This window comes from Streptomyces sp. KR80, from assembly GCF_052245555.1.
In the GTDB taxonomy this organism is placed as follows: Bacteria; Actinomycetota; Actinomycetes; order Streptomycetales; family Streptomycetaceae; genus Streptomyces.
This window is the reverse complement of record NZ_JBQQCD010000004.1, coordinates 210,045-230,529: the sequence shown is the minus strand read 5'-3', so window position 1 is coordinate 230,529 and position 20,485 is coordinate 210,045. Positions and strand designations below refer to the sequence as shown.

Sequence of the window (20,485 nt, the reverse complement as noted above, 5' to 3'; positions counted from 1 at the left end):
AGGCAGACGGCGGAGGGGCGGACGGCCGAGCGGGCGGCCCGCACCGTCAGCCGGTCGGCTCCGGCTCGACGAACAACCGCATCCGGTGTGCCAGCGCTGCTGCCTCGCCCCGGCTGGAAACCCCCAGCTTGGCAAGGATGTTGGAGACGTGGACGCTGGCCGTCTTGGGTGAGATGAACAGCTCCTCCGCTATCTGGCGATTACTGCGTCCGGCCGCGACGAGGCGCAGCACGTCCCGTTCGCGCCGGGTGAGCCCCAGCGTCGGTGCCTGGTCGGCCTGAGGGTCCCAGGGGGAGCCGCCGGAGGTCGCCGCCTGCCTGCCGAAGGTCTGTACATCATCGGCCGTCAGGGGCAGGCGGGCACGCCGGGCGAGGAGTTCGATCTCCTCGCGCAGCGGGCGGGCGCCCAGCCGGACCGTGTCGGCGTGCGCCTGCTCCAGCAACGCCGTAGCCCGCTCGCGAACCGTGCCGTCGGCCCTGGCCTCGCCCCCACCCAGCAGCGCCTCGGCCCAGCGATAGTGGATCTCTGCCTGGACGTACGGGTAGGTGTACGGTTCGAAGGCGGCGGCGGCCTCGGCCCACCGCCGCGGCTCGTACTCTCCCCGGGCGCGGACGAGTTCCGCGTCGAACCGGTGTGACCAGGCGGTCAGCAACGGTGACGGAGTGGCCAGTCGGCGGGCGGCCTCCCTGAGCCGGGTCAGCAGCTGCCGGTGCGTGTCGTCGTCGAGGCCGGGCAGCCCACGGGCGTCCGCTGCCACCACCGCCCCGCTGACGATCAGATGCCAGACGTAGGTCTCCTGGCCGAGCAGCGGCAGCAGTTTCAGCGCGCTCTCCAGAGTGGAGATCGCCTCGTCGAACCGGCCGTGTGCCGCGGCGAACTGCACCTCGGCCCGGGCCAAGGGGAGTTCGTACTGCGGTTCCATGTCGTTCTTGCCCAGATGGTGGCGGGTGGCAGCGATGAGCTCGAGCACCTTCTGGTCCTCGCCGCGCCCCAGGGCGAGGGCGAGCCGGGCCAGGTCCATGGCGGCCAGTGCCGAGGAACTGCGCGCGTGGTCGCGCCATTCGTCCTGGACGGCCGCCGCCCGGTCCCACTCCCCCAGCGTCAGCAGCGCCTCGGAGAGATTCGCGGCGACGAAAGCCCCGTTGTTGTACAACCGGTGCCGGCGAAGGGCTTCGATGCCCGCCTCGGCGGCTTCCACGGCCTCCCCGGTCCGGCCGGCCTTGTGCAGCGCGTCCACGAGGTTGCCATGGACCCTGCCCAGTGCGCGGGGCGCCCAGATGTGCTCGACGAGCTCACGGACCTCGTACAGTTCGGCGATGCCCTGGTCGGCGGCGCCCGCCTGACCCAGCAGACACGCGCGGGTCACCCGGGCGTCGAGCTCCACCTCTTGCGCTCCCACCAGTCGGGCCAGCTCCACGGCCCGCTCCGCCAGCGGCACGGTGCCCTCGTCGGATACGTGCAGACTGTGCCAGGCCGCCGCGTGCGCCAGCACGTCCGCGTGCACCGCGGACGGCGGCAGCCCGCTGACCAGTTCCTGCGCCTTGGATATCTCCGCCCAGCCGTCCCCGCGCCCCATCGCCGTCATCAACCGGGACCGTTGGGTCCAGAACCATGCGGCACGGGTTGGGTCCTTGGCCTCGTCGAGCAGCTTCAGCGCCTTCTTGACCAGTGCGTACGACCGCTCCCGCGCGTCGTCCCACCGGGCCGCGACCGCCGCCTCGGCCAGCAGGTCGAGGAAGTGCAGATGCCGCTCCTGGCTGTCGGGATAGCAGCCGCACGGAGGGTACGACTCGGTGTTGCCCGCACCAGGCAGCTCGGCCCGCTGCTCCGCAGGCACCTCGTCCCAGAGCTCCATCGCCCGCTCCAGAAGCCTCAGCTGCTCGGCGTACGCGTGGCGCCGCCGTGCCTCGCGCGCCGCCTCCAGCACGGCGGGCAGCGCCTTCCCGGGGTCATGCGCGTCGTACCAGTAACTCGCGAGCCGGGTCGCCCGCTGTTCAGCCCGGACGAGGGAGGGATCGGCCTCCAGCACCTCGGCATAGCGCCGACTGAGCTGCGAACGCTCGCCCGGCAGCAGGTCGTCGACGACCGCCTCGCGCAGGAGCGCGTGCCGGAACCGGTAGCCGTCGCCGTCGTCCGTGGGCACGAGCACGTTCGCCCCGACGGCCGCCCGCAGCCCCTCGAGGAGCTCCTCGTCGTCGAGCTCCGAGACGGCGGCGAGCAGCGCGTACTCGACGGTGGTGTTGCGGGCCGCCATCCGCACCACGCGCTGGGCCACCTCCGGGAGCGCCTCGACCCGCACCAGGAGCAGGTCGCGCAGCGAGTCGCTGAGCCCGCAGGAGTCGTAGTCGCTGGTGGCCAGCTCCTCGACGAAGAAGGGATTCCCCTCGGAGCGTTCGAAGATCTCGTCCGCCAGGTCGCGGTCGGGTTCGACGCCCTGGATGCCGGCGAGCTGGCGGCGCACCTCCTCCCGGCTGAGCCGGGGCAGTTCAATCCGCCGTACCGTGCGCAGCCGGTCCAGCTCCGCAAGAAACGGGCGCAGCGGGTGCCTGCGGTGGATGTCGTCGGTGCGGTAGGTGGCGATCACCACCAGACGGGAGCGCTGAAGGGAGCGGAAGAGGTAACCGAGCAGCTCACGCGTGGAGCGGTCGGCCCAGTGCAGGTCCTCGATCGCGACCACCAGCGTACGGTCGGCGGCAAGTCGCTCCAGCAGCTGGGCGGTGAGCTCGAACAGCCGTGCCCGGCCTTCCTGGTCGTGAGTCTCGCGGTCGACGGATCCGATGTCGGGCAGGAGCCGGGCCAGTTCGTCCTCGCGGCCGGCCGCCGCCTCCTCCAGCTCGGCGCCGAGTTGCCGGTGCAGGGCGCGCAGCGCCGTGGCCACGGGGGCGAACGGCAGGCCGTCCGCGCCGAGTTCCAGGCAACCGCCGACGGCGGTGACCGCTCCGGCGCGCTGCGCCGCCGCAAGGAACTCCTCCAGCAGGCGCGTCTTGCCGCCCCCCGCCTCGCCTCCGATGAGGAGCGCCTGCGGCTCTCCCCCGGAGGTCTCGGCCCGGCTGCCGGTGCCGCCCGGACCGTCGGGCGCTGGCGCACCCCCGGCTGAGGCGCGGGCGAGGGCGTCGGTGAGGGCGGTCAACTCGTCGGTACGGCCTACGAAGACGGGACTGATGGATCTGCTCTCCACGCGGCCGAGCATCGCACATGGGTCGGACACCACGGCACTGGCTTTTTCCACGAGAGTGGGCGGGTTCAGGCGCGGGCGGCCCGTACGGACCGGCGCCGTCGGCCTCTGCTCGCGCTCACCCGCCCTTCGGGCTCGGGCTCGGCAGAGGTGCGGCCCTCGCGGCGTCGGCCACGGGCGGCCTGGCGGGCGAGGCGGTACTCGTCGGCCTCGCGGATGAGTTCCCCGCGGCGAATCTGGTGCAGCTCGTACTCGAACATCTCGGCTCCCGATGACGAAGGTTTCAGTGGGGGCGCCGCCCCCAAGGGGTACCCCCCACCCAGCGGTTGCTGGGCAGTTCTACCTTCGTCTCCCAGGTGGTGCCGCCGCATCGGGCGACTTCCCGATCTCTGTAAGGGCGAATGCCTTAGTTCGCGAGGCCCATGGACTTACGGCCGTACAGCGGGGCGGTCCGCCACCGTCCTGAGTGCCTAAGACCTGCCTGCCTGAGCGCTGAGTACCTCAGGTTCCATCACTGAGTACCTCAGGTGCCATGCCGGGCCGCTCGTCCGGAGGAGCCAAAACAACCCCCGCCGGACCTCAGGCCCTGGGCAAGGTCTCGCTCGTGCGGCCGACCGCCTCGCCCGCCCGCGGCGAGGGAAGCACCACGGACTCCGGCTCGACGGACTCGGGCGCATCGATCTCGTCCTCCGGCGCTTCGATGCTGAAGCGCGGCAGGGCGTTGTCCAGCCAGCGCGGCAGCCACCAGTTGGCGCCGCCGAGCAGGTGCATCAGCGCCGGGACCAGGAGGGTCCGGAGCACGAACGCGTCCAGGGCCACGGCCGCGGCCAGCCCGATGCCGAACATCGCGATGATCCGGTCGCCGCTGAGCACGAAGGCCCCGAAGACCGCGATCATGATGACGGCGGCGGAGTTGATCACCCGGCTGGTCTCGGCGAGGCCGACCCGGACCGCACGCCGGTTGTCGCGAGTCTGCCGCCACTCCTCGTACATCCGGCTGACCAGGAAGACCTGGTAGTCCATCGAGAGCCCGAAGAGCACCGACACCATGATCACGGGCAGGAAGGGCTCGATCGGGCCCGCGCTGCCGAGCCCCAGCAGTTCGCTCCCCCAGCCCCACTGGAAGATCGCGACGACGATGCCGAACGACGCGGCGACGGCGGCGATGTTCATCGCCGCGGCCTTGAGCGGGATGCCGATGCTGCGGAAGGCGAGCAGCAGCAGGGCACAGCCGAGGGCGACCACGACGCCGATGAAGAGCGGCAGCTTCCCGACGATCACCGATCCGAAGTCGTCGTAGGCGGCGGTGAGCCCGCCCACGTGGGTGTCGAGGGAAGTGCCGTGTTCCGCGCGGGGCAGCACGTCGCTCCGGAGCCGGTCGACCAGCTCCGAGGTCTGCTCGGACTGCGGCGCGGTCTCCGGTACGACGGTGATGACGCCGGTGCGGCCGGTCACGTCGAGGCTCCCGGGCGAGACCTGGGCGACGCCCTCCGTGGCGCGCAGCGTCTCGGGCAGCCGATCGAAGGCCAGCCGGTCGGCGGCCCCGTCGATCTCGGAGACCAGGGTCAGCGGCCCATTGAAGCCGGGCCCGAACCCTCCTCCCCCGGAGCCTCCCGAGTCTCCGGCGTCCCCGGACTGAGCAGCGTCCCCAGCGAGCAGGTCGTAGGCCTGACGGGTGGTGGTGGAGGCGGCGTTGTTGCCCTGGTCGGAGGTACCGAGGTGGAGCGAGGTCGTGGGCACGGCGAGGACCAGCATGACGACGGCCGCAACGGCCCCGAGGATCTTGGGATGCCGCTCGACGAACGCCGACCAGCGGGCGGCGAAGCCGGTGGGCAGCTCGGGCTGCGGGCCGTGCTCGACCAGGTGGCGGCGCTCGCGGCGGCTCAGAGCCTTCAGACCGATGAGGCCGAGCAGTGCCGGGAGCAGGGTGACCGAGGCGGCCACGGTGAGCACGACGGTGAGCGCGGCGGCGAGGGCCACTCCGTTGAGGAACTGCAGCCGTAGGACGAGCATCCCGAGCAGGGCTATGCACACCGTCACTCCGGCGAAGACGACGGCACGTCCCGAGGTGGCGACGGCCCGCTGGACGGCCTCGGCCACGGGCAGCCCCTGCCGCAGGCCGCGCCGGTGCCGGGTGACGATGAACAGGGCGTAGTCGATGCCGACGCCGAGCCCGATCAGCACCCCGAGCATGGGCGCGAAGTCGGCGACGGTCATGACGTGCCCGAGCAGACCGATGCCCAGATAGGCGGTGCCCACGCTGACCAGCGCCGTCGCGATCGGCAGCAGCATCGCGAGGAGCGAGCCGAAGGCCAGGAAGAGGACCACGGCGGCGGCGAGGATCCCGACGACCTCGCTGATGTGGGCCTGCGACTTCTCCGTGAGGGCGATGCCCGCACCGCCCAGCTCGACCTGGAGGCCGCCGGGGACGTCGGGACCGTCGGCCTCGGCTGCCTGCGCGGTGTCGACGACCCGCTGAACCTGGCCACGGTCGAGGTCCTCGGCCGGCTTCTCGAAGGTGACCGTGGCGTACGCGGTGTGGCCGTCCCGGCTGATCTGTGCGGCGCCATCGGCACCGTACGGGCTGGTGACGGCGGCCACACCGGGCAGCTCCTCGATCTCGTCGAGCGTCTCCGTCATCCGCTGCTCGAGGCCGGCGGCTCGGACCGTGCCGGTGTCGGTGTGCCACACGATCCGGTCGCTGTCGCCGCTCCGGCCGGGGAACGCTTCCTCGAGGAGCTGGCTCGCGCGTCCGGCTTCGGTGCCGGGCACGTCGTAGTCGTTTGTGTACGACGAGCCCGCGACGGCCGCTGCGACACCGACTCCCACGAAGGCTGCGAGCCAGAGCAGGACGACGGTGAGGCGACGGCGGAGACACCACCGGGCAAGCACGGACAATTCACAGCTCCCTGGGCATGACGTGGCACCTTCGGGGCGAAAATCATCTAAAGGGCCCCAAGACGTACCGGCCCACTGTGACAGCCCAGGGAGATCAATGGCGGTTTTCGTGGGTTTACTCACAGTTGTGCAGGGGACAGCGGCCCGGTGCAGCCACGGAAAGCCCCTTGGTGGAGCGGTGCCGGGCGGCAGCGTCAGCCGCTGATGCTCTCCCGCCCGTTCTCGATGTGGCCCATGAGCCGCCGCTGGAAGCTGTCGTCCTCTGCGACGGCGACGGTCAGGTCGTACCAACCGTGGGAGTCGGCCGCGGAGTGGACGAGCGTACGGCTGCGCCCCGGCTTGACCCTCATCTCCCGGGTCCAGGTGCCGAGGTCCGCCTCATCGACGTAACCCGTGGGACGGACGGTGAAGGTGATGGGCGTGGAACCGCGGTTGACGAGGGTGAGATGCACATCGCGGTCTCGGGCGTCGATGCGGGAGGTCACCTCGGCTCCCGCCGCGGAGCCACCACCGGCGACCGCTCCCGCGAACTCACGGCGGAAACCGTTCGGCCCGGTGACCGTGATCCGGTACCGATCTCCCGCCACCGGGACGTCCCAGGTCGCCGCCCCCTTGACGTCCTGGTGCTGCGGCACCGGGAACTCCTTGGCGTACGGGTAGAGGGCGAAGTGCGCGCTGGACTGACCCGTATTGGTCAGCGTCACCCTCAAGGTGCGGCACTCGAGCCTGGCGTGCGCATCCGGCTGGTACGGCAGTGGGCGCGCTTTCCGGCTCCCCTGCTCCTGCGCGGGCATCTGCTGCAGGCGCGGCGGCACGGGCCGCCAGCGGCCGGTGAAGGGCGGGATCGGGCCCGGACGGTCGAGTTCCGGGAGCGGGCGGCCGCCCCGGAAGTCGAAGGCCGAGGTCAGGTCGCCGGTGATGGTGCGACGCCAGGGGGTGATGTTCGGCTCCTGGACGCCGGTCCATCGTTCGAGGAAACGGATCAGCGAGGTGTGGTCGAAGACCTCGGAGCAGACATAGCCGCCGACCGACCACGGGGAGATCACCAGCATCGGGACGCGGATGCCGAGGCCGGTGGGGCGTCCCTGCCAGGTCTCGTCCTTGTTCCCCGGCGGCGGAACGGGCGGCGGGACGTGGTCGAAGAAACCGTCGTTCTCGTCGTAGTTGAGCAGGACGGCGGTGTGCCGCCAGACGTCCGGGTGCGAGGCGAGCGCGTCCAGCACCTGGTAGACGATGGTGGCGCTGGCGATCGGCGAGGACGCACCGGGGTGCTCGGAGTCGACGGCCGACGGCACCAGGTACGACACCTCGGGCAGCCTGCCGGCGGCCACGTCCTCGCGAAAGTTCGCGGCCAGGCTGCCGGATTGGGCACGGCGCAGCCCGCGCTCGAAGAGGCTGCGCTCGGCCGGGCTCAGGGCGGCCACGCCCTCCTCGAGGAGGCCGAGCAGCCGCTTGCGCTCACTCTCGGACGTCCCGGCGTCGCGCACCTTGGCGTAGAAGGCCTCCATGTACGTGAAGTCGCCGGCCTTCGCGAGGGCCTTGCGGGCGATCGCCTTGAAGGACGCGTAGAACTCCAGGTTGTTGTCCGTGAAGTTCTCCCACTCCTGGTAGGTCTTCCAGGAGCGCCCGGCCTTCTCCAGCCGCTCGGCGTAGGTGGACCAGGTGTAACCGGGGTGACGGCCCTCGTCGTACGCGTCGTTGCCCACCGCGCGGTTGCCATTGGCCTCGTAACCGGTCCAGCCGCTGACCAGATGGTTGCGGTTGGGGCTGGTGGAGGTGTGGATAGCGGAGTGGTAGGCGTCGCAGATGGTGAAAGTGTCGGCGAGTTCGTAGTGCAGCGGCAGGTCGCGGCGGTCGTAGTACGCCATGGTCGCCGCGGTCTTGGCGGCGACCCAGTTGTCCATCCAGCCGTCGCGCCACGCCTGGGCGCCGCCGTTCCAACTGTGGTCGAGGTCGCCGATGTACTGCAGATCCTTCTTCTGCACCTCCGCGGCTTCGCGGACGGGGAAGGGGAGGACGGTCTGCTGAGGGCCCGGCTGCTCGAAGACCGGCCTGCCGGACGGCAGTTCGATGGCGTTGGGGTCACTGAAGCCGCGAACGCCCCGGAGAGTGCCGAAGTAGTGGTCGAACGAGCGGTTCTCCTGCATCAGGATCACCACGTGCTTGATCGCGGTCAGACCGCCGGAAGGGGGCTCCGCCGCGAGCGCCGACCGCAACGAGGGCGGCAGCAGAGATCCCGCCGCCGCGCCGGCGGTACCCGCTCCGAGGGCGAGCAGCCGTCGCCGTGAGATGTCTGTAGCCAAGAGATCCTCCCGGTCGTCCATGTGACCGCCGGGAGGCTAGCGACGCGACGTGGACGCGGGTAGTCCTGTGGACGGCTTGGCGGAAAACGGTGGGTTGTACCGGCATGCAGCCGGTACAACCCCTCGCCCGCACTACCCCGCGGAAAGGCCGAGAGAGGCCCTCCCCATGGGGAGGGCCCTCTTTCGGCGGCGTCAGCCCCCTCGACGCCGAGCGTCGAGGCCACGCTTGATCATTCCTTCGCGCCGAGCCGCTCAAGAATGAGTTCCCGCACGCGCGCCGCGTCGGCCTGGCCGCGAGTGGCCTTCATGACCGCGCCGACGAGCGCGCCCGCCGCCTGCACCTTGCCACCACGGATCTTGTCCGCGATGGCCGCGTTGCCCGCGATCGCCTCGTCGACCGCCGCGCCGAGCGCCGCGTCGTCCGAGACGACCTTCAGGCCGCGCTTCTCGACGACCGTGTCCGGGTCGCCCTCGCCCGCGAGCACACCCTCGATGACCTGACGCGCCAGCTTGTCGTTGAGCGAGCCCTTGGCGACCAGGGCACAGACCCGGGCGACCTGCTCCGGGGTGATCGGCAGGGCGGTCAGCTCGACGGCCTCCTCGTTGGAGCGCCGGGCGAGTTCGCCCATCCACCACTTGCGGGCCTGGTCGGCCGGGGCGCCCGCCTCGATGGTGGCGACGATCGGGTCGATCGCTCCCGCGTTCAGGACCGACTGCATCTCGTGCCGGGAGATCCCCCACTCCTCGCGCAGCCTGTGGCGGCGGACCCGCGGCAGCTCCGGCAGGGACCCCCGAAGCCGATCCACCCACTCGCGCGTCGGCGCGACCGGCACGAGATCCGGCTCCGGGAAGTAGCGGTAGTCCTCCGCCTCCTCCTTGATGCGGCCGGAGGTAGTGGAGCCGTCCTCCTCGTGGAAGTGCCGGGTCTCCTGGACGATCTTCCCGCCCTCGTTCAGCACGGCGGCGTGCCGCATGATCTCGAAGCGCGTCGCCCGCTCCACACTGCGCAGCGAGTTGACGTTCTTCGTCTCGGAGCGGGTGCCGAACGTCTCGGAGCCGATCGGGCGGAGCGAGAGGTTCACATCGCACCGCATCTGACCCATCTCCATCCGGGCCTCGGACACGCCGAGGGCCTTGATGAGCTCGCGCAGCTCGGCGACGTACGCCTTGGCGACCTCGGGGGCCTTGGCGCCTGCGCCGACGATGGGCTTGGTGACGATCTCGATGAGCGGAATGCCCGCGCGGTTGTAGTCCAGCAGCGAGTGCGTGGCGCCGTGGATACGGCCCGTCGCACCGCCCACGTGCGTGGACTTGCCGGTGTCCTCCTCCATGTGGGCGCGCTCGATCTCGACCCGGAAGAGCTCGCCGTCGACCTCGACGTCCAGATAGCCGTTGTAGGCGATCGGCTCGTCGTACTGGGAGGTCTGGAAGTTCTTCGGCATGTCCGGGTAGAAGTAGTTCTTCCGGGCGAAGCGGCACCACTCGGCGATCTCGCAGTTGAGCGCGAGGCCGATCCGGATGGCGGACTCGACACCGGTCGCGTTCATGACCGGGAGCGAGCCGGGCAGGCCGAGACAGGTGGGGCAGGTCTGCGTGTTGGGCTCGGCGCCGAGGGCCGTGGAGCACCCGCAGAACATCTTGGTCTTGGTGCCGAGTTCGACGTGGACCTCGAGGCCCATCACGGGCTCGTAGGCCGCCAGCGCGTCCTCGTACGACACCAGTTCAGTGACGGTCACGGAAACTTACCTCTCAGCCCTTCAGTCCGCGAGGACGTCGTCGTCGCCGATCCGGCGCAGCTCGCGGATGAGCAGCGCCACGCCGGTGACGACCGCGGCCGCGGAGATCACCGCGTCGGTCAGCATCAGCTTGTCGTTCTCGAGCCGCGCCTTCTTGGCCTGCTTGAGGATGCTGACGGCGCCGAACAGCGAGGTGCCGATGGACAGATACGTGCCGGGCTTGGACTTCTTGAAGCCCTTGGCCTTCTGCAGCTTGCTCACTGCGCCTCCTTGTTCTCCCCCAGAGCCTGCGCCTGGGTGGGGGCACCCCCAGCGTTAGCTGGGAGCGTGCCCCCATCTCCGCCCGCGCGGCGCAGAGGTGCGGCTTTCACGGTCAAGTGCGGCCGAGTGGCCGCGCGCGCGTCGCTCACAGCGACGGTGCCTCCTCGAGCAGCGGGTGTCCCCAGCGGGCGGTGTACGCGGCCTCGACCGCGGCGCCCACCTGGTAGAGCCGGTCGTCGGCCATGGCGGGGGCGATGATCTGCAACCCCACCGGGAGCCCGTCCTCCGGGGCGAGGCCGCAGGGCAGCGACAAGGCGGCGTTGCCGGCCAGGTTGGACGGGATGGTGCACAGGTCGGCGAGGTACATCGCCATCGGATCGTCGACCCGCTCGCCGATCGGGAAGGCGGTGGTCGGGGTGGTCGGTGAGACCAGCACGTCGACCTGTCCGAAGGCGCGCTCGAAGTCGCGCTTGATGAGCGTCCGCACCTTCTGGGCCGAGCCGTAGTACGCGTCGTAGTAGCCGGAGCTGAGCGCGTACGTGCCGAGCATGATGCGGCGCTTGACCTCCGGGCCGAAGCCTTCGGCCCGGGTGAGCGCGGTGACCTCCTCGGCGGACCGGGTGCCGTCGTCGGCGACCCGCAGGCCGTAGCGCATGGCGTCGAACCTGGCGAGGTTCGAGGAGCACTCCGAGGGCGCGATGAGGTAGTACGCGGCGAGCGCCTTGTCGAAGGACGGACAGGAGATCTCGGTGACCTCGGCGCCCAGTTCGCGCAACAGCTCAACGGCTTCGTTGAAGCGCTGCATCACGCCGGCCTGGTAGCCCTCGCCGCCGAACTCCTTGACGACGCCGATCCGCATGCCCTTGACATCGCCGTTCCGGGCGGCGGCGACGACCGGCGGGACGGGCGCCTCGATGGATGTGGAGTCGAGCGGGTCGTGCCCGGCGATCACCTCGTGGAGCAGGGCCGCGTCAAGGACCGTACGGGCACAGGGGCCCCCCTGGTCCAGCGAGGAGGAGAAGGCGACCAGACCGTAGCGGGAGACTCCGCCGTACGTCGGCTTGACGCCGACGGTGCCGGTCACGGCCGCGGGCTGGCGGATGGAGCCACCGGTGTCCGTGCCGATGGCGAGCGGAGCCTGGAAGGAGGCGAGTGCGGCGGAGGAGCCGCCGCCGGAGCCGCCGGGGATACGGGTCAGGTCCCATGGGTTGCCGGTCGGGCCGTACGCGCTGTTCTCCGTCGAGGACCCCATGGCGAACTCGTCCATGTTGGTCTTGCCGAGAATGACGACGTCCGCGTCCTTGAGGCGCTTGGTGAGCGTCGCGTCGTACGGGGGGATCCAGCCCTTGAGGATCTTCGAACCGCAGGTCGTCGGGATGCCCGCGGTGATGAAGACGTCCTTCAGCGCTAGCGGGACGCCGGCGAGCGGGCCGAGCTTCTCGCCGCGGGCCCGCTTCTCGTCGACCGCGCGCGCCTGGGCGAGCGCTCCCTCGCGGTCGACGTGCAGGAAGGCGTGGACCTTCTCGTCGACGGCCTCGATACGGGCCAGGTGGGCCTCGGTGACGGCAACCGCGGTGAGCTCGCCGGAGGCGATCTTCGCCGCGGTCTCGGCGGCGGTGAGCCTGGTCGGATCGCTCACGGTCACTCCTCCCCCAGGATCTGCGGCACCTTGAAACGCTGCTCCTCCTGCGCCGGGGCGCCCGAGAGCACCTGCTCGGGGGTCAGCGACGGACGGACCTCATCCGAGCGCATGACATTGGTCAGCGGCAGCGGATGGGAGGTCGGCGGTACGTCCTCGTCGGCGACATCGGAGACGCGGGCCACCGCGCCGATGATGTCGTCGAGCTGTACGGCGAAGTGGTCGAGCTCTTCGTCCGTCAGCTCCAGACGCGCCAGCCGAGCGAGGTGGGCGACCTCCTCGCGCGTGATGCCAGGCATGCAGCGATCCTCAAGGGTGAGTGTGTAGGTTTTGGGCCCAATCCTATGGCTCCGGCCACGGTGCCCGCGAAACCCTTATGACTCCCGCTGTGGGCCGACCACCCCTCCCCTCCGGCCGCGGGCAACTACCCGTCCGTTCCCCACCGGGGCCGGGGCCCCAGGGCCGGGCGTTCCGGAACGTACACCAACAGGCCCGGCGACCTACAAATACTTCCCTGGCCGTCGCCATGGGCCCCGCACGTTCGGCCGTCGCGCCTGACCCGCGGCGGTGCCGGTCCTGGGCCCCGCCCACGGAACGGCCCCGCAGGGAGGTGGCGGGACAGTGGCCTGGGCTGAGGCAAGGGAGCGCGCGTGGCCGGGCACTCGGCAGACCACGCCCGGTTCCGGGCGGCGGGCAGGGCGGTCAGTTGACCGGCTGACTCGAAGGGCGGTCCGCTTTCTCGACCGCGGCGTGCTCGGGCTCCGGCTCCTCCGCTCCGGAGACCGCCAGGTCCGCGCCGGAGGCGGCCCGGCTCCAGCCCTGTTCACCACGCAGCCGCAGCCACGCCGTCGTCTCGTCCGGTGGCATCGCGGCCGCGACCAGCCAGCCCTGCACGGCGTCGCAGCCGAGGTCGCGCAGCCGCTCCCACGTCTCGTCGTCCTCGACCCCCTCGGCGACGACGACCAGCCCGAGTGAGTGGGCGAGGTCGACCGTACAGCGGACGATCTCCGCGTCTTCCGTGTCGACCGCGAGCCGGGCGACGAACGACCGGTCGATCTTGAGCTCGCTCACGGGCAGGCGGCGCAGGTGGACGAGGGACGAGTAGCCGGTGCCGAAGTCGTCGAGCGACATCTTCACCCCGTGACCGGTGAGCCCGGCCAAGGTGTCGGCGGCGCGCTGCGGGTCCTCCAGCAGCACGTGTTCCGTTATCTCCAGTTGCAGCGCCCCTGGAGGGACGCCGTGGCGGGCGAGCCGTGCCGCGACGGCTCCCGCGAAGCCCGGTGTGTGCACGTCGCGGGGCGAGACGTTGACGGCGACCGGGACCTCGAGGCCGGCGGCCCGCCATTTGGCGACCTGCCCGAGCGCCGTCTCCAGGACGTACTCGGTGAGGTGGGGCATCAGGCCGGAGGACTCGGCGATGGTGATGAACTCGTCCGGGCTGACCCGGCCGCGCTCGGGGTGCACCCAGCGGACGAGCGCCTCGAGCCCGGCGACGCGGCCGTCGAATCCCACCTTGGGCTGGTAGTGCAGCTCGACGTCGCCCGCGTCGAGGGCGCGTCGCAGGTCGCCGAGGAGGCCCAGCCGGTCGGGCGTGTTGCCGTCGCGCTTCGCCTCGTAGACCTCGACGCCGCTGCGGTCCCGCTTGGCCTGGTACATCGCCACATCGGCGCGGCGCAGCAGCCCTTCGGCGTCCAGCGCGTGGTCGGGGAAGACCGCGACACCGGCGCTGGCCTCCAGGACGAGGGTGAGCCCGTCGAGGTCGAGCGGTGAGCCGAGGGCCGCGACGAGCCCTCGTGCGACGCGCTGCGCGCTGGTCGGGGAGTCGGCGATCGGCAGCAGTACGGCGAACTCGTCGCCGCCGAGACGGGCGGACTCCGCCCCGCGCGGCAGTGCGACCCGCAGCCGCTCGGCGATCTGCAGCAGCAGCCGGTCACCGGCCAGGTGTCCGAGGGTGTCATTGACCGAACGGAATCGGTCGAGGTCGATCAGCACCAGCGCCGAGCGGGCACCCATCCGCTCGGCCTCGTCGAGCGCGGTCCAGGTCCGCTCCAGCAGCCACTGCCGGTTCGGCAGACCGGTCAGCGGATCGCGGAGCTGCTCCTCGGCCCGGGCCCGGGCGATCCAGAGGGTGGAGTCAAGGGCGATTAAGGGCACGGCGAACAGCGGCAGCAGTAACGGCATGTGTGCGGCCACGACACAGATGAGCGGTGCGATGGCGAACAGCGCGCCCCCGACGAGCGCCTGGCGGGCCAGGGCCGTTCGGGCGACCGTGGGCAACCCGCCGCCGCGCGGTGCCATCGAGTACCAGAGCAGGACGCGGGTCACCGCAAGATAGGCCAACGCGGCCAGCAGCACCTCGGGCAGGACGAAGAAGTCCCAGGTACGGGGCAGCCAGGGCCGCTCCACGGTCGGCACCGTGCCGAAGGCGGCGAGGACCAGCCCGGCCGCGCCGATCCCGATGACGTCGACGGCGCCGTGTAGCGCGCCCTGTCGCCAGCGGTGCCGCCGGGCAGCGCTGACCAGTAACACCACGGTCAGGCTGACGAGTACGGCGGGCACCCAGCCGTACAGCAGCAACACGGCCAGGGTGAGGGCGGCCCCGGAGCCCATACCGCCCCACCAGCGGTCACGGCCGAGGGCGACCAGATGGCCGACGATGATTCCGGTGAGGACGGCCAGGGAGCCGCCGACGGTGGCGTTGGGGAAGATCGCGTGGCCCTCGCGGAGCACTCGGACGACCCCCGTGACCAGGGTGAGCCCGGCCACCGCGATCACCGCGACCGGCAGCCCGGGCACGGCGGACCGGCGCAGCGTGGGCGCGCCCCCGGCGGTAAGCCCTCCCCCAGCTACCTCCCCCAGACTCCGTCTGGGAGGTGCTCCCAGGGGTACCCCCGGCCCTTCGGCATGGGGAACCCCAGGGGGAGGCCGATCGGCGCTCTCGGTCGGTTTCATTCCCGTCCCTCTCACAGCCGGCGGTGCCCACGCCACGAAGTGGCGGCCCTTCCGATGCCACCACGTCAGATCCCACCACGCAGCCGCGCACGGCAGGCGCACTCTTCAACAGTAAGCTGCGCAAAGCTGGAACGGGCAGCGATCTGCAGCGGTTGCCCGAATGCGACCAGCTGTCCGCAACCATCTGGTATGCACTGAACGGGTGTTGCCCTACGGCTGATCGGGTGACACCTCGGCCGCCTCACGGGCAGCATCCGGACCTCGGTTCAACAGCAGCCCGAAGCCGTCCTCGTCGAGCACCGGCACCTTCAACTGGACTGCCTTGTCGTACTTCGACCCAGGGTTGTCACCTACGACGACGAAGTCGGTCTTCTTCGAAACGGAACCTGTCACCTTCGCACCGAGACTCTGCAACGCCTCTTTCGCGCCATCTCTGGTGTACGACTGCAGCGTCCCGGTCACCACGACGGTGACGCCCTCGAGCGGCCGGGGCCCTCGCTCCTCGCCGCCCTCCTCCTCCAGCCGTACGCCGGCGGCCCGCCACTTCTCGACGATCTCACGGTGCCAGCCCTCGGCGAACCACTGCTTCACGGAGGCGGCCGTGGTCTGGGCGACCCCGTCCACCGCCGCGAGCTCCTCCTCGCCGGCCTCGGCGATCCGGTCCAGCGACCCGAACTCGCGGGCCAGTGCCTCCGCCGCCACCGGCCCGACGTGACGGATCGACAGGCCGGTGATGATCCGCGCGAGCGGACGCTGCTTGGCCGCCTCGATGAAGTCGAGCATCGCCAGCGTGTTCTTCTTCGGCTCGCCGTTCTGGTTGGCGAAGACGGTGACGATCTTTTCCTCGCCCGTCTTGGGATCCCGCTTGGGCAGCCCGCTGTCCTGATCGAGGACGTACGCCTTGATCGGCAGCAGTTGCTCCACCGTCAGGTCGAACAGGTCGCCCTCGTCCCTGACCGGCGGGTCGGACGGCTCCAGAGGCTGCGTCAGGGCCGAGGCACCCACATATCCCAAGTGCTCGATGTCCAGACACTTGCGGCTCGCCAGATAGAAGACCCGCTCACGCAACTGGGCCGGGCACGAGCGCGCGTTGGGGCAGCGCAGATCGACGTCGCCCTCCTTCATGGGGCGCAACGCGCTGCCGCAGTCAGGGCACTCCGCAGGCATGACGAACTCCCGCTCACTGCCGTCCCGCAGGTCCACCACCGGGCCGAGAATCTCCGGGATCACATCGCCCGCCTTGCGGAGCACGACGGTGTCGCCGATCAGCACCCCCTTGGCCTTGACCACGTCTTGGTTGTGCAGGGTCGCGAACTCGACCTCGGAGCCTGCGACCGTGACCGGCTCCACCACCGCGTACGGCGTCACCCGTCCCGTACGGCCGACGCCGACCCGGATGTCCACCAACGTGGTGTTGACCTCCTCCGGCGGGTACTTCCAGGCGATCGCCCAACGCGGGGCCCGTGAGGTGGACCCCAGCCGCCCCTGGAGCGAGATCTCGTCGAGCTTGACCACCACTCCGTCGATCTCGTGCTCCACGGAGTGCCGTGCTTCGCCCGAGTACGCGGCGATGAACTCCGTTACGCCGTCGAGCGAGTCCACCACCTTGGTGTGCCGCGCCGTCGGCAGTCCCCACTCGCGCAACAGGTCGTACGCCTGCGACAGCCGCGTGATGTCGAAACCCTTACGGGCCCCGATGCCGTGCACCACCATGTGCAGCGGGCGGCTCGCGGTGACCTTGGGGTCCTTCTGGCGCAGCGAACCGGCGGCCGCGTTGCGCGGGTTGGCGAACGGGGGCTTGTCCGCCGCCACCAGACGGGCATTCAGCTCCTGGAACTGCTCCATCGGGAAGAACACCTCGCCGCGGATCTCCACGAGCGGCGGGATCCGGTCTCCACGGAGCCGGTCGGGGATCTCTCCGATCGTCCGGATGTTGGGCGTGATGTCCTCGCCCGTCCGACCGTCGCCGCGGGTGGCGGCGCGAGTCAGCCGCCCCTGCTCGTACGTGAGGTTGACGGCGAGTCCGTCGACCTTCAGCTCGCACAGGAAGTGATAGTCGGTGTCTCCGAGCTCGCGGGCGATCCGGTCCACCCAGCCGGTCAGTTCCTCATCCGTGAAGGCGTTGTCCAGGCTGAGCATCCGCTCGCGGTGCTGAACGGCGGTGAATTCGGTCTCGTACTGCCCCGCGACCTTCTGGGTGGGGGAATCCGGCGTCCGCAGTTCCGGATACTCCCCCTCCAGCGCCTCCAACGACCGCAGCAGCTGATCGAACTCCGCGTCGCTGATGACCGGGGCGTCCTTCACGTAGTACCGGAAACGGTGCTCCTCGACCTGCTCAGCGAGCCGTGCATGCTGCTCCCGCACCTCGGCGGGCACTGTCGCCTGCTCTTCGCCAGCCACCGTTGCATCCTCCCGTTACTCAGGGTCGTCCGCGAGCGATCTCGCCGCCCGGACGCAGTGGGCGAGGGCCGCGCGGGCATACGCGGGCGAGGCACCCGCGAGACCGCACGCCGGTGTGATCACCACGGACTCGGTGAGAGCCCCCGGCGACAGCCCCAGCCTGCGCCACAGCGTCCTGATGCCACCGACGCTACCGGCAGGGTCCGACAATCGGGCGTCCGCGCCGGGCACGACTCCGGCGAAGAGTGCCGTGCCCCCCTCGACCGCCTCACCGATCTGCTCGTCCTCACGCTCCGTGAGAAGGCCGGCATCGAACGAGACACCCGTCGCCCCGGCGCGCCGCAGCAGCCCGAAGGGCACGTCGGGCGCACACGAGTGGACGACGACCGGGCTCTCCCCCGCCGCGCCCAGCACGTCCCGCAAGGCGCCTTCGACCACGGCGCGGTCGACGGCCCGGTGCGTCCGGTAGCCGCTCGCCGTCTTCAGGTGCCCGCGCAGGACCGCGGTCAGCGACGGCTCGTCGAGCTGCAGCACGACCTCGGCGCCCGGCACGCGACGGCGCACCTCGGCGAGGTGCCCTCGCAGGCCCTCCGCCAGCGAGCCCACCAGGTCCCGGCAGGCTCCGGCGTCGCTCAGCGCCGCCTCACCGTTCTTCAACTCCAGCCCGGCCGCAAGCGTCCACGGCCCGACCACCTGCACCTTCAACGGGCCCTCGAATCCTTGCGTGAACTCTTCGAGCGCGTCGAGGTCCTCGCGCAGCCACGCCCAGGCCCGCCGGGTGTCGCGGCCGGGGCGGTCGCCGAACCGCCAGCCGCTCGGCTCCACGCGCGCGTACATCTCGACCAGCAGGCCGGCCGTCCGGCCGATCATGTCCGCGCCGGGGCCGCGCGCGGGCAGTTCGGGCAGATACGGGAATGCCTCCAGGGATCCGACGACGGTCTTCACGGCCTCCCGCGCGTCCGTCCCCGGCATCGACCCGACACCGGTGGCCGCAGCCACACCCCACGACCTCACGCCGCTCACCTGCCGCTCACCGTCCGGGCCGGACGGAGACGTCCGTGATCTCGGCGTCACGCGGCAGGTCCAGGGCCGCCAGGATCGTCGTCGCGACCGACTCGGGATCGATCCAGCGGGACGCGTCGTACTCCTTGCCCTCCTGCTGGTGGACCTTCACCTGCATGGGCGTGGCGGTGCGGCCGGGGTAGACCGAGGTGACGCGGACGCCGTTGTCGTGCTCCTCGAGGCGCAGAGCGTCGGCCAGCGCCTTGAGGCCGTGCTTGCTCGCGGCGTACGCGGCCCACTGGGCACCCGCATGCAGGCCCGCGCCGGAGTTCACGAAGATCACCTGACCGCGGGCGGCCCGGAGCCCCGGCAGCATCAGCCGGGTCAGCTCGGCCGGCGCGACCAGGTTGGCGGCGAGCTGCAGATTCCACGCCTTGGGGGTCAGCTCGCCGACCTCGCCGAGTTCCACCACACCCGCGATGTGCAGCAGCGAGTCGAGCCGGTCCGGGAGCTCCTGGTGGCTCAGCGCCCAGGACAGCTTGTCGGGGGCCGCCAGGTCTCCGACGATCGTTCGGGCCACGGGGAAGCGGTTCTCCAGCTCCCTGGCCCGGCCCGCATCGCGCGCCAGCAGCCACAGCTCGTCGCCCCGCTCGGCCAGCCGTGCCGAGACGGCCGCGCCGATGCCGGAACCCGCTCCGGTGATCAAGTGAGCAGTCATGCCCCCAGCTTGCCGCACGGTACGGGCCGACTCCGCATCGGACCTACGGAGTCGCCGCCGGTGCGCGCCGCTCGGTCGCCGCGATGGTCGCCGACCCGACGACCCGGGTGGCGTCGTACAGGACGATCGCCTGGCCGGGGGCGACGCCGCGGACGGCCTCGCCGAAGGTCACCTGGAGCTCACCGTCGACGAGCTCGGCCGTCACCTCGGTCTCACCGCCGTGCGCGCGGAGCTGCGCGGAGTACGTCCCGGGGCCCGCCGGGGCCGCGCCGCACCAGCGGGGCTTGATCGCGGTCAGCCGGGTCACGTCCAGGGCCTCGGAGGGGCCGACGGTCACGGTGTTGTGCACCGGAGAGATGTCCAGGACATAGCGCGGCTTGCCGTCGGGGGCGGGGACCCCGAGCCGCAGCCCCTTGCGCTGACCGATGGTGTAGCCGTACGCGCCGGTGTGGGTGCCCAGCTTGCTGCCGTCCTGGTCGACGATGTCGCCCTCCGCCGCGCCGAGGCGCCGCGCCAGGAAGCCCTGGGTGTCGCCGTCGGCGATGAAGCAGATGTCGTGACTGTCCGGCTTCTTCGCGACGGCCAGGCCCCGGGCCTCCGCCTCCGCGCGGATCTCGTCCTTGGTGGTGACCGTGTCCCCGAGCGGGAACATCGCGTGGGCGAGCTGGCGCTCGTCGAGCACCCCGAGGACGTACGACTGATCCTTGGCCATGTCGGAGGCCCGGTGCAGCTCGCGGGAGCCGTCCTCCCGGACGACCACCTTGGCGTAGTGACCGGTGCAGATGGCGTCGAAGCCGAGGGCGAGGGCCTTGTCGAGCAGCGCCGCGAACTTGATCTTCTCATTGCAGCGCAGGCAGGGATTGGGCGTACGGCCCGCCGCGTACTCGCTGACGAAGTCCTCGACGACGTCCTCGCGGAACCGCTCGGCGAGGTCCCAGACGTAGAAGGGGATGCCGATGACGTCGGCGGCCCGGCGCGCGTCGCGCGAGTCCTCCAGGGTGCAGCAGCCCCGCGCCCCGGTCCGGAAGGACTGCGGGTTGGCGGAGAGCGCGAGATGCACGCCGGTGACGTCGTGCCCGGCCTCGGCGGCGCGGGCGGCAGCCACGGCGGAGTCGACGCCGCCGGACATCGCGGCGAGCACGCGCAGGCGGCGGCCGTCGCGGGGATGAGGTCCCCCGCGCCGAAGGGCGGGGGAGGGAGCACCGGGGCTCTGCTTGTCGGGAGGATTGGCAGCCATAGCGCCTCCCAGGGTACGGGGCCGCGCCAGAAGGACTGGGGGCGCCTCCCTGGGGGCCACCCCCAGCGGTAGCTGGGAGAGGATTGGCTCCCGGCCGGAACCGGCAGACCTGTCGCACACGTTGTCCACGCGACGGCACGAGATGGCCTTGCACGGCACGGCGA

General features: G+C 71.1%; 13 protein-coding genes. All 13 read right to left on the bottom strand.

Translation table 11 applies throughout. The features are described 5' to 3' along the window. Window positions 1-46: 46 nt before the first annotated feature. The 13 genes from ACTWQI_RS08565 to mnmA all read right to left on the bottom strand — a co-directional run bounded on the left by ACTWQI_RS08565 (window position 47) and on the right by mnmA (window position 20,321). Window positions 47-3,178 (bottom strand): helix-turn-helix transcriptional regulator, encoded by a 3,132-nt coding sequence (locus ACTWQI_RS08565; protein WP_443269037.1) that lies wholly within the window; start codon window positions 3,176-3,178, stop codon window positions 47-49. 65 nt (window positions 3,179-3,243) lie between these two features. Continuing rightward, the gene (locus tag ACTWQI_RS08560) at window positions 3,244-3,435 is read right to left on the bottom strand and encodes a hypothetical protein (protein WP_443269035.1); all 192 of its coding nucleotides are present in this window, start codon (window positions 3,433-3,435) and stop codon (window positions 3,244-3,246) included. A 319-nt stretch (window positions 3,436-3,754) separates the two neighbouring features. Next, window positions 3,755-6,073, bottom strand: coding sequence for an MMPL family transporter (locus tag ACTWQI_RS08555; RefSeq protein ID WP_443269033.1), 2,319 nt, complete (start codon window positions 6,071-6,073; stop codon window positions 3,755-3,757). A gap of 194 nt (window positions 6,074-6,267) precedes the next feature. Then, window positions 6,268-8,376 carry a phosphocholine-specific phospholipase C gene (locus ACTWQI_RS08550; protein WP_443269031.1) on the bottom strand — a complete coding sequence of 703 codons (2,109 nt, stop codon included), beginning with the start codon at window positions 8,374-8,376 and terminating at the stop codon, window positions 6,268-6,270. A 230-nt stretch (window positions 8,377-8,606) separates the two neighbouring features. Beyond that, window positions 8,607-10,112, bottom strand: coding sequence for an Asp-tRNA(Asn)/Glu-tRNA(Gln) amidotransferase subunit GatB (gene gatB / locus ACTWQI_RS08545; RefSeq protein ID WP_443269029.1), 1,506 nt, complete (start codon window positions 10,110-10,112; stop codon window positions 8,607-8,609). Between the two features lie 21 nt (window positions 10,113-10,133). Then, on the bottom strand, window positions 10,134-10,373 hold the full coding sequence (locus tag ACTWQI_RS08540; protein WP_443269027.1) for a hypothetical protein: 240 nt from the start codon (window positions 10,371-10,373) through the stop codon (window positions 10,134-10,136). Window positions 10,374-10,518: 145 nt separating this feature from the next. Beyond that, a complete protein-coding gene (gene gatA, locus ACTWQI_RS08535) occupies window positions 10,519-12,012 on the bottom strand; it encodes an Asp-tRNA(Asn)/Glu-tRNA(Gln) amidotransferase subunit GatA (protein WP_443269025.1) in 1,494 nt (497 codons plus the stop codon). 2 nt (window positions 12,013-12,014) lie between these two features. Continuing rightward, window positions 12,015-12,311 (bottom strand): Asp-tRNA(Asn)/Glu-tRNA(Gln) amidotransferase subunit GatC, encoded by a 297-nt coding sequence (gatC, locus tag ACTWQI_RS08530; RefSeq protein ID WP_443269023.1) that lies wholly within the window; start codon window positions 12,309-12,311, stop codon window positions 12,015-12,017. A 403-nt stretch (window positions 12,312-12,714) separates the two neighbouring features. Then, window positions 12,715-14,964, bottom strand: coding sequence for a putative bifunctional diguanylate cyclase/phosphodiesterase (locus tag ACTWQI_RS08525; protein ID WP_443269021.1), 2,250 nt, complete (start codon window positions 14,962-14,964; stop codon window positions 12,715-12,717). 210 nt (window positions 14,965-15,174) lie between these two features. Continuing rightward, entirely contained in the window at window positions 15,175-17,364 is a 2,190-nt protein-coding gene (gene ligA, locus ACTWQI_RS08520) for an NAD-dependent DNA ligase LigA (RefSeq protein WP_443269019.1), read from the bottom strand. A gap of 15 nt (window positions 17,365-17,379) precedes the next feature. Further along, window positions 17,380-18,363 (bottom strand): methionine synthase, encoded by a 984-nt coding sequence (locus ACTWQI_RS08515; protein ID WP_443269017.1) that lies wholly within the window; start codon window positions 18,361-18,363, stop codon window positions 17,380-17,382. A gap of 31 nt (window positions 18,364-18,394) precedes the next feature. Then, window positions 18,395-19,084 (bottom strand): SDR family oxidoreductase, encoded by a 690-nt coding sequence (locus tag ACTWQI_RS08510; RefSeq protein ID WP_443269015.1) that lies wholly within the window; start codon window positions 19,082-19,084, stop codon window positions 18,395-18,397. Between the two features lie 43 nt (window positions 19,085-19,127). Further along, entirely contained in the window at window positions 19,128-20,321 is a 1,194-nt protein-coding gene (gene mnmA / locus ACTWQI_RS08505; RefSeq protein ID WP_443269013.1) for a tRNA 2-thiouridine(34) synthase MnmA, read from the bottom strand. Window positions 20,322-20,485 lie beyond the last annotated feature (164 nt).